Source organism: Streptomyces sp. NPDC029216 (assembly GCF_040648015.1).
Classification (GTDB): Bacteria; Actinomycetota; Actinomycetes; order Streptomycetales; family Streptomycetaceae; genus Streptomyces.
This window is the reverse complement of sequence record NZ_JBEZWL010000199.1, coordinates 1-10,872: the sequence shown is the minus strand read 5'-3', so window position 1 is coordinate 10,872 and position 10,872 is coordinate 1. Positions and strand designations below refer to the sequence as shown.

The following is a 10,872-nucleotide window of genomic DNA, read 5'->3' as shown; positions in this document are numbered from 1 at the left end:
GGTGGCCGCGGTCGCCGATCCCGACCCGCGGGCCCGTGCCGCGGCCGCCGGGGCGTTCCCCGGCGCGCGGGTCTGCGCGGACCCGCGGGAGGTGATCGGGGACGCTGGGATCGAGGCCGTCCTGGTCCTCACCCCCGACCACACCCAAGCCGGTCTGGCGCGGTGCGCCCTGCGGGCCGGGAAACCCGTCTTCGTCGAGAAGCCGCTCGACATCAGCGTGGAGCGCTGTGACGAGGTCCTGCGCACGGCGTACGAGACGGGCACCCGCCTGTACGTGGGGCACAACATGCGGCACATGCCGGTGGTCCGGCTGATGCGGGAGCTGATCGCGCGGGGCGTGGTCGGGACCGTGAAGACGGTGTGGATCCGGCATTTCGTGGGCTACGGCGGCGACTGGTATTTCAAGGACTGGCACGCCGAACGCCGCTTCACCCACGGTCTGCTGCTGCAGAAGGCCGCCCACGACCTGGACGTCCTGCACTGGCTGGCGGGCTCCTACACCGAGGACGTGCAGGCGCTGGGCGATCTGATGGTCTACGGCGCGATCCCCCACCGCCGGGCTCCGGGCGAGCCCAAGGCCGCCGACTGGTACACCGAGGCGGGGCACTGGCCGCCGGGAACCCAGCGGGACCTCAACCCGGTGATCGACGTCGAGGACGTGTCCCTGATGAACCTCCGCCTGGGCAACGGGGTCCTCGCCGCCTACCAGCAGTGCCACTTCACCCCCGACTACTGGCGCAACTACACCGTCATCGGGGACGCCGGCCGGCTGGAGAACTTCGGGGACGGCCCGGGCGGCGAGGTCAGGGTCTGGAACACCCGGCGTTCGTCCTACCGGGCCGAGCCGGACGCCCGCCACCCCGTGCCGCCGGTCCCGTCGGAGGGCGGGCACGGCGGGGCGGACCCGCTGCTGATCGACGAGTTCCTGCGTTTCGTACGGGAGGGCGGGCGCACGGACACCTCGCCGGTCGCCGCCCGGATGGCGGTGGCCGCGGGGTACGGGGCGACGGAGTCGCTGCGGGACGGCGGGACCCCGCGCAGGGTCCCGCCGCTCGATCCGCTGCTGGCCGCCTACTTCGAGAACGGGCAGCGCAGATAGGTGATGTGACCGGTCGTCACTTCTGCAGGACGGTGCGGAGGCGGTCGGCCATGGCCCCGATCACCTCGGCGTGGTCGCGGACCAGGTAGAAGTGGCCCGGGGAGAACACCCTCAGATCGAAGGGGCCTTCGGTGTGTTCGGCCCACGCGGCGGCCTCGGCCACGGTCACCTTCGGGTCCTCGGCGCCGACCATGGCGAGCACGGGGCAGCGCAACCGTTCCCCCGGCTCGGGGGCGTAGGTCTCCGCGGCCCGGTAGTCGGCGCGGATGGCCGGGAGGATCATCCGCAGCACCTCCTCGTCGCCGAGCAGCTGGGTGTCGGTGCCGCTGAGGCTCTTCACCTCCTCGATCAGGCCCTCGTCGTCGCGCAGGTGCACGGTCTCGTGGCGGTACGCGGAGGGGGCGCGGCGGCCGGAGGCGAACAGGGCCGCCGCCACGATGCCCTTGTCCCGCTCGAAGCGGCGGGCGACCTCGAAGGCGACGGAGGCGCCCATGCTGTGCCCGAAGAAGGCCAGCGGCCGGTCCGCCCAGGGCAGCAGGGCGGTGAAGACCTGGTCGGCGAGTTCGGGGATGCTGTCGACGAGGGGCTCGGTGCGCCGGTCCTGCCGGCCGGGGTACTGGACGCACAGGACGTCGGCGAAGTCCGGCATGGCGCGGGCCACGGGCAGGTAGAAGCTGGCGGATCCGCCGGCGTGCGGCAGGCACACCAGCCGGACGGAGCTGTCGGGCCTCGGCTGGAACCGGCGTATCCACAGGCTGCTGTCGGTGGTGGTCGGGGTGTTCACGGAGCGGTCGTGTCCTTTCACGGAGGGGGCAGGGGCCGGGCGGTTCAGGGCAGCTTGAGGATCCACTCGTCGACGGCGGTGGCCGTGGACTCGGCGTGGCGCTCCATCAGCGTGTAGTGGTTCCCGGGCACTTCGGTGACGGTCTGGGCGTGTTCCGGGGCGGGCGGGCGGTCGTCGGTCCGGTCGGCGGCCGGGTCCGCGCCGTCCGCCATCCAGTCGGCGGCGCGGACGACGAGGGTGGGGGCCGCGGCCTCGGGGGCGTTCCAGTCCTGGAAGAGGGTGAGGTAGCCGCCCATCGCGGTGAGCTGGGTGCCGGGTGCGGAGATGAACTCGAAGCGGTCGGACTGCTCCCGTACCACCGCGGCCTGGAACCGGTCGCCCATGCCGCGGCTCCGGGTGAAGCTGTCGAGCATCACGATGCCCTCGACGGGCCGGCCGAGCTGCTCCAGCCGGCAGGCGACGGCGTGCGCCACCCAGCCGCCGGAGGAGTAGCCGACGAGGACCACCGGTTCCTCGCCCGCGCAGGCGGTGACGGCCCCGACGTGGACCTCGACGAGGGCCTCGACGTCGCGGGGCAGTGACTCGCCCGGGCCGAAGCCCGGCTCGGGCAGCCCCCAGATGCTGCGCCGGCCGCCGAACGCCGCCGCGAAGCGGGCGTACTGGTGGACTCCGGAGGGGGCCATGTAGGGGCCGAAGCAGACCAGGTGGGGGCCTTCGTCGCCGTGGGCCAGGCGGACGGGGACGGGCCGGTTGCGGTCCGCGTCGGCGGCGTCGAAGACGGGCCGCAGCCGGGCCGCCGCGGTGACCATCTCGATGCCCTCGGTGAGGCGGCCCAGTTCGCCCGCCCGCCGGTAGAGGCCGACGAGCAGGTCCTCCCCGGAGGAGTCGGCGGTGTCGGCCGGTGTGGCGGGGCCGCCGCCGGGGCGCAGGTCCAGTAGTTCGAGGAGGTGGGCGGTCAGGGCGGCGGGGGTGGTGTGGTCGAAGACCAGGGTGCCGGGCAGTTTCCTGCCGGTGGCCCGGCCGAGGCGCTTGGCGAGCCGGACGGCGGTGAGGGAGTCGAAGCCGAGTTCCAGGAAGACCTGCCGCTCCCCCACCGCGTCGGCGGAGGGGTGGCCGAGTACGGCGGCCGCCTCGGAGCGTACGAACTCCAGCACGGCCGGGGCCGGGTCGGCCCCGGAGAGCCCGGCGAGCCGGCGCAGCAAGGGCGGTTCGCCGTCGGCCGGGGCGTCGGCGCCGCTCTCCTCGGCGGCGGTCAGCCGGCGCACCTCGGGCAGGTCGGCGATCAGGGGGCTGGGCCGGGCGGCGGTGAAGCCGGGGACGAACCGGGCCCAGTCCACCTCGGCGACGACCACGGTGGTGTCGCCCCGTTCGACCGCGCGGCGCAGGGCCAGCACCCCGAGGCCGGGGTCCATGGGGTCGAGCCCGCGCAGCCGCAGCCGCTCCTCGGCCGCCCGGTCGACCATGCCGCCGCCGCCCCAGGCGCCCCAGGCGATGGCGGTGGCGGTCAGGCCGCGGGCCCGGCGGTCCTCGGCGAGGGCGTCCACGAAGGCGTTGGCCGCCGCGTACCCGGACTGGGCGCCGCTGCCCCAGGCGGCGGCTCCGGAGGAGAACAGCACGAAGGCGTCGAGTTCCCGGTCGGCGAGGAGTTCGTCCAGGTGGGCGGCGCCCGCCGCCTTCGCCCCCAGGAGGGAGTCGAAGTCGGCCACGGTGGTGTCGGCGAGCATGGCGGGCGTGCCGGTGCCCGCGGCGTGCACCACGGCGCTCAGCGGGGGCAGGGCGTCGAGGGAGTCCAGGAGCCGGGCCACGTCCTCGCGGTCGGCCATGTCGCAGGCGGCGAGCGTGACGCCGGCGCCCAGGGCCTCCAGTTCGGCGGCGAGTTCCGCGGCGCCTTCGGCGTCGGGGCCCCGGCGGCCGGCCAGCACCAGGTGGGCGGCGCCGGCACCCGCGAGCCAGCGGGCGACGTGGCCGCCGATGTGGCCGGTGCCGCCGGTGACCAGGACGGTGCCGCGCGGCTGCCAGCCGGGGCCGGCGGGTGCCTCGGCGCCGGTGGCGCGGAGCATCCGGCGGGCGAGGAGGCCGTCGGCGCGGAGGGCGAGCTGGTCCTCGCCGCCGGCGCCGGTGAGGGCGGCGGCGAGCCTGCGGCCGGTGCGGCCGTCGGTGGCCCGTACCCCGTCGGGCAGGTCGATGTGGCCGCCCCACCGGCCGGGGTGCTCCAGGGCGGCGACCCGGCCCAGGGCGGCCACGGGTGCCTGGCGGACGGCGCGGACGGGGTCGGCGGGGCCGGTGGAGACCGCGCCCCGGGTCAGGCACCACAGGGGGGCGTCCAGGCCCGCGTCGCCGAGCGCCTGGACGAGGAGCAGGGTGGTGGCGAGGCCGATCGGGACGGCGGGGTGCTCGGGGTGGGCGCGTTCGTCGAGGGCCAGCAGGGACAGGACTCCGGTGGTGTCGCGGGCTGCCGCTCGCAGCGCGTCGGCGAGGCTGCGGCGGTCGGCGTCGCCGGCCACGTCCAGGCGGACGATCTCGGCGCCGTGTGCGGCGAGGGAGTCCAGCGCCAGGTTCACGGCGGGGTCGTCGGGCAGCTCGCGGGGGACGACGGCCAGCCAGACCCCGCCGAGGGCGGTGGGCGGTGCGGGGTCGGCCACCGGCTTCCAGGCGATGCGGTAGCGCCAGGCTTCCGCGGCGGCCTCGTCGCGGCGGCCCTGGTGCCAGGCGTTGAGGGCCGGGAGGGCGGTGCGCAGGGTGGCGTCCTCGTCGATGTCCAGTTCCCGGGCGAGGGTGGTGAGGTCTCCGCCGGCCACGGCGGCCCAGAACGCGGTGTCGGTGGCGGATCCGGGGTCGGGGGCCGGGCCGGCGGCGGTGTCGGGTGCGTCGAGCCAGTACCGCTGCCGCTGGAAGGGGTAGGTGGGCAGGTCCACGGCCCCGGTGCCCTCGCCGCCGAGGACGGTCTTCCAGTCGACGGGGACGCCGTGCGCGTGGGCGTCGCCGAGGGAGGTGAGGAAGCGGCGGGCGCCGCCTTCGTGCCGGGACAGGGTGGTGAGGACGGTGGCGGGGGTCTCCGCGGGGGTGTCGTCGAGGGTGTCCTGGAGCCCGTAGACCAGCACGGGGTGCGGGCTGACCTCGATGAACACCCGGTGTCCGTCGGCCAGCAGCCTTCGTGCGGCCTGTTCGAAGCGGACGGTCCGGCGGAGGTTGGCGTACCAGTAGGCGGTGTCCGGCGGGGTGTCGAGGGGTTCGCCGGTCACCGTGGAGTAGAACGGGACCGCGGGCGCGGCGGGCGTCAGCGCGGCGAGTTCCCCGGCGAGTTCCTCGCGCAGGGATTCGACCTGGGCGCAGTGCGAGGCGATGTCGACCCGGACCCGTTTGGCGCGTACGCCGTCGGCGGCGCAGGCTTCGAGGAGTTCGGCCAGTGCCTCGGGGTCCCCGGCGACGACCACGGTGCGGGGGCCGTTGACGGCGGCCACGGAGAGGCGGCCCTGCCAGGGGGCGATGCGCTCGCCGGCCTCGGTCTCCGGCAGGGGGAGGGAGACCATGCCGCCCTGTCCGGACAGGCGCAGCAGGAGGGCGCTGCGGCGGGCGACGAGGCGAGCGCCGTCGTCGAGGGTGAGGGCTCCGGCGACGACGGCGGCGGCGATCTCGCCCTGCGAGTGGCCGACGACGGCGGCGGGGCGGACCCCGCAGGAGCGCCAGAGTTCGGCGAGGGAGACCATCACGGCCCACAGCACGGGCTGGACGACGTCGGGGGTCTCCAGGGCCGGGGCGCCGTCGGCGGCGCGCAGGACGTCTTCGAGGTCCCAGTCGACGTGGGGGGCCAGGGCCCGGCCGCAGGCGGCGATCCGGTCGCGGAAGACCTCGGAGGTGTCGAGGAGTCCGACGGCCATGCCGGGCCACTGGGAGCCCTGGCCGGGGAAGACGAACACGGGCTGGGCGGGGGCGGTGGCGGTGCCGCGGACGGCGCCGGCGTGGGAGGCGCCGGAGGCGAGCGCGTCGAGGGCGGCGATCAGCTCGTCGCGGTCCTCGCCGACGGCCACGGCGCGTTCGGCGAAGGGGGTGCGGGTGGTGGCGAGGGCGTAGCCGGTGTCGCCGGGGGTCGTGTCGGGGTTCTCGCGCAGGAGGGCGGCGATGCGGGCCGCCTGTTCCTCCAGGGCGGGGACGGTGCGGGCGGCGAGCGGCAGCGCGGTGGCGGCCGCGCGCAGGGGTGCGGGGGCGCCGGCCGGGGCGGTGTCCGCCACGGGGTCGGGGTCGGGGCCGGGTGCTTCCTCGATGATGACGTGGGCGTTGGTGCCGCTCATGCCGAAGGAGGACACGCCGGCGCGGCGGGGCCGGCCGTCGGCGTCCGGCTCCCAGGTGACGGGGGCGGTGAGCAGCCGGACGGCGCCGGCGGTCCAGTCGACGTGCGGGGTGGGCTCGTCGGCGTGCAGGGTCCTGGGGAGCAGGCCGTGGCGCAGCGCCTGCACCATCTTGATGATGCCGCCTGCTCCGGCGGCGGCCTGGGTGTGGCCGATGTTCGACTTCAGGGAGCCCAGCCACAGGGGCCGGTCGGCGTCGCGTTCCTGCCCGTAGGTGGCCAGCAGGGCCGAGGCTTCGATGGGGTCGCCGAGGCGGGTGCCGGTGCCGTGTCCCTCGACGGCGTCGACGTCGGCGGTGGACAGGCCTGCGTTGGCGAGGGCCTGGCGGATGACGAGCTGCTGGGCCCGGCCGCTGGGGGCGGTGAGGCCGTTGGAGGCGCCGTCCTGGTTGACGGCGGAGCCGCGGATCACGGCGAGGACGGGGTGGCCGTTGCGGCGGGCGTCGGAGAGCCGTTCCACGAGCAGCATGCCGACGCCCTCGCCCCAGCCGGTGCCGTCGGCGTCGGCCGAGTAGGCCTTGCACCGGCCGTCGGCGGCCAGGGCGCGCTGGCGGCTGAACTCGACGAAGGCGCCCGAGCTGGACATCACGGTGACGCCGCCGGCGAGGGCCAGTTCGCATTCGCCCTGGCGCAGGGCCTGCGCCGCCATGTGCAGGGCGACGAGGGAGGAGGAGCAGGCGGTGTCCACGGTGACGGCCGGGCCTTCGAGGCCGAGGGTGTAGGCGATGCGTCCGGAGGCCACGCTGGCGGCGTTGCCGGTGCCGAGGTAGCCCTCGACTCCTTCGGGGACGGCGAGGCCGCGCCGGAGGTAGTCCTGGTAGCCGGAGCCGATGAACACGCCGGTGCGGCTGCCGCGTACGGTCGCCGGGTCCAGGCCGGCCCGTTCGAAGGCCTCCCAGGAGGTTTCCAGGAGCAGCCTCTGCTGCGGGTCCATGGCGGTGGCCTCGCGCGGGGAGATGCCGAAGAACGCGGCGTCGAAGTCGGCGAGGTCGTAGAGGAAGCCGCCGGCCCGGGCGTAGGTGGTGCCGGGGTGGTCGGGGTCCGGGTGGTAGAGGGCGTCGAGGTCCCAGCCGCGGTTGTCGGGGAAGACGGACATGGCGTCGGTGCCTTCTTCCACCAGCCGCCACAGCTCCTCGGGCGAGCGGACGCCGCCGGGGTAGCGGCAGCTCATCGCGACGATCGCGACCGGTTCCTCGTCGGCCGCGGCCCGGGTGGCGGCGGTCCCGGACGGCTCCGGGGTGCCGAGGAGTTCGACGAGGAGCCGGCCGGCGAGGTCGAGGGCGCAGGGGTGGTCGAAGACGAGGGTGGTGGGCAGGGCCAGTCCGGTGGCGCGGACCAGCCGGTTGCGCAGTTCCACGGCGGTGAGGGAGTCGAAGCCGAGGTCGCGGAAGGCGCGTCCCGGTTCGACGGCCCCGGGGCCGGGGTGGCCGAGTACGGCGGCGGCCTCGGCCCGGACGAGTTCCACGAGGGTGCGGTCCCGGTCGGCGGGGTCGGCCTGGGCGAGGGTGCGGCGCAGGGCCCGGGCGGTGTCGTCGGCCCCGTCGGAGCTCGCGGGGCGGCCGTTCGCGGTGTCGCGGACCTCGGGCAGGCCGGTGAGGAGGGGGCTGGGGCGCCCGAGGGTGAAGGTCGGGGCGAAGCGGGCCCAGTCGACGTCGGCGACGGTCACGGCCGTCGCGCCGCGGCCGACGGCCCGGTCGAGGACGGTGAGGGCGGAGTCGGCGGCCAGGGGTTCCAGGCCGCGCTTGCGGAGGCTGTCGGCGATCTCGGGGGTGGCGGCCATACCGGAGCCGGCCCACGGGCCCCAGGCCAGCGCGGTGGCGGGCAGACCGTCGGCGCGGCGGGCGGCGGCGAGCGCGTCGAGGTGGGCGTTGGCGGCGCTGTAGGCGGCCTGCCCGCCCGCGCCCCACACCCCGGCGATGGAGGAGAACAGCACGAACGCGTCGAGCGGGTGGGTGTCGGGGAGTTCGCGCAGGAGCGCGTCGAGGTGGACGGCGCCGGCGGCCTTCGCGGCCAGGACGGTGTCGAAGGCGGCCGGGTCGGTGTCGGCCAGCAGTCCGGGGGTGTCGGTGCCGGCGGTGTGCACGACGGCGGTGAGGGGCTGTTCGGCGGCCGGGCCGGTCAGTTCGCCGAGGAGCCGGGCGAGGGCCTGCCGGTCGGCGACGTCACAGGCGGCGACGGTCACCCGGGCCCCGAGTGCCTCCAGTTCTGCGGCCAGTTCGGCGGCGCCCTCGGCGGCGGGGCCGCGACGGCCCGCGAGGACGAGGTGGTCGGCGCCGCGTCCGGCGAGGAGCCGGGCGACCTGTCCGCCGAGGGCGCCGGTCCCGCCGGTGATCAGGACCGTGCCCCGGGGCCGCCATTCCCCGGCGCGCCGGGTTTCGGCGTCGGGGGTGCGGGCGAGGCGGCGGGCGAACACTCCGCCCGGGCGTACGGCGAGCTGGTCTTCGGGGCCCTCGGCGGTGAGGATGCCGAGCAGCCGGTCCAGGGCGGTGCGGTCGCAGTCCGCGGGCAGGTCGACGAGACCTCCCCAGCGGGCCGGGTGTTCCAGTGCGGCGACCCGGCCGAGGCCCCAGGTCCGGGCCTGGGCGGGGGACGTCGGCGGGTCCTGGGGGGAGGTGCCGACGGCGCCGCGGGTGGCGCACCACAGGGGGGCTTCGACTTCTGCGTCGCCGAGGGCCTGGATCAGGGTGAGGGTGGCGGCGTCGCCGCCGGCGAGTGCGGCCAGTCCGGCGGCGGGGCGCCGGTCCAGGGCCAGCAGGGACACGACGGTACGGGGGGTGGCTCCGGCCGCGGCCTCCCGCAGCCGGCCGGCGAGGGCCTCGCGGTCCTCGGCGGCGTCCACGGTCAGGGTGGTGGTGCGGGCCCCGCGGGCCGCGAGCGCCTCCCGGAGCGCACCGGCGATGTCGGCGGCGGCGGGGTCGGCGCCGTCGGCGGGGGCCACCAGCAGCCAGTGCCCGTCGGCGGGGCCTGCGGCCGGGGTGCTCAGCTGCTTCCAGGTGATGCCGTACTGCCAGTCCTCGATCGGGGAGCGGCGGCCGGCGGGGGCGGCGGGTTCGAGCCAGTAGTCCTGGCGCTGGAAGGCGTACGTGGGCAGGTCGATGCGGCGGGCGCCGCGGCCGGCGTGCACGGCGGCCCAGTCGACGGGGGTGCCGTGGACGTGGAGCCGGGCGAGGGCGGTGGTGACGGCCAGGTGCTCGGGGCGGTCGGTGCGCAGCAGGGGGACGAGGACGTGGGTGTCGTCGAGTACGTGCTGGGCCAGGGCGGTCAGGACTCCGCCGGGGCCCACTTCCAGGAAGGTGGCGACGCCTTCGGCGGCGAGGGAGCCGACGGCGTCGGCGAAGCGGACCGCGTCGCGGACGTGGCGGACCCAGTAGTCGGGTGAGCAGAACTCCTCGGCGGTGACCGGGCCTCCGGTGAGGGTGGAGACGACCGGCAGTCGCGGGGGTGCGAAGGCGACGGATTCGACGGCGGCCCGGAACGCGGCCAGCATCGGGTCCATCAGGGGTGAGTGGAAGGCGTGGGAGACAGCGAGAGCCTTTGTCTTGCGGCCCTCCGCGGACAGTCGGTCCACGACGGCGGACACGGTGTCGGCGGCGCCCGAAACCACCACGGAATCGGGCCCGTTGACGGCGCCGACACCGGCCCGGTCCTCCAGGCCCGCCAGCAGTTCCCGCACCTCCGCCTCGGAGGCCTGGACGGCGACCATCACCCCGCCGGACGGGAGCGTCTGCATCAGCCGGCCGCGCAGGGCCACGAGCTTCGCCGCGTCCTGGAGCGACAGCACGCCCGCCGCGTGGGCGACCGCGTACTCGCCGACGGAGTGCCCGGCGAGGAAGTCGGGCCGCACCCCCCAGGCCTCCAGCAGCCGGAACAGGGCCACTTCGACGGCGAACAGGGCAGGCTGGGTGTACTCGGTGCGCTCCAGCAGGCCCGGATCCTGTCCGAACACCACGTCCCGCAGGGGACGTTCGAGGTGCGGGTCGAGGGCGGCGCACGCAGCGTCGAAGGCCGCGGTGAACACCGGCTGGGCCGCGTACAGTTCACGGCCCATGCCCAGGTGCTGGCTGCCCTGGCCGGAGAACAGGAACGCGGTGGCGGCCTCGCGCCCGCCCACGCCCTCGACGAGCTGCGCGGCGGGCTCGGCCGCGGCGAGGGCGGTGACTCCGGCGACGAGTTCGGGCAGCTCGGTGCCGACCACGGCGGCCCGGTGCTCCAGGACGGCCCGGGAGGCGGCCAGGGAGTGGGCCACGTCCACCGGGCTGACCTCGCCGAGGCCGAGGACGTGCCGCAGGAGGCGTTCGGCCTGTTCGCGCAGGGCCGTGGTGTCACGGCCCGAGAGGGTCCAGGCCACCGGCAGCGGATCGGCGGCGGGGATCTGCGGTCCGGCGGGGTCCTCCGCCGGGACGGGGACCGCGGGTGCCTCTTCGATGATGGTGTGGGCGTTGGTGCCGCTCACCCCGAAGGAGGAGACGGCGGCCCGGCGCAGCCGCCCGTCCTCCGTCCAGGTCACCGGTTCGGTGAGGAGGCGGACGGCGCCGGAGGTCCAGTCGACGTGCGGGGAGGGCTCCTCGGCGTGCAGGGTCCGGGGCAGGACGCCGTGGCGCATGGCCTCGACCATCTTGATGATCCCGCCGACGCCGGCCGCGG

General features: G+C 76.2%; 3 protein-coding genes. 1 reads left to right on the top strand and 2 read right to left on the bottom strand.

Going from position 1 to position 10,872, the window contains the following annotated elements; genetic code table 11:
- Window positions 1–1,099: Gfo/Idh/MocA family oxidoreductase (locus tag AB0F18_RS36255; RefSeq protein WP_362068835.1), on the top strand; the 1,099-nt coding region annotated here is incomplete at its 5' end.
- 16 nt (window positions 1,100–1,115) lie between these two features.
- Here the strand turns inward: AB0F18_RS36255 and AB0F18_RS36250 are convergent.
- A complete protein-coding gene (locus AB0F18_RS36250) occupies window positions 1,116–1,883 on the bottom strand; it encodes an alpha/beta fold hydrolase (protein WP_362068832.1) in 768 nt (255 codons plus the stop codon).
- 44 nt (window positions 1,884–1,927) lie between these two features.
- Window positions 1,928–10,843 carry a type I polyketide synthase gene (locus tag AB0F18_RS36245; protein ID WP_362068829.1) on the bottom strand — a complete coding sequence of 2,972 codons (8,916 nt, stop codon included), beginning with the start codon at window positions 10,841–10,843 and terminating at the stop codon, window positions 1,928–1,930.
- Window positions 10,844–10,872 lie beyond the last annotated feature (29 nt).

Excerpts from the sequence above, each read along its gene's own strand:
- AB0F18_RS36245 (WP_362068829.1), bottom strand. The coding sequence starts at position 10,843 with ATGGTCGAGGCCATGCGCCACGGCGTCCTGCCCCGGACCCTGCACGCC.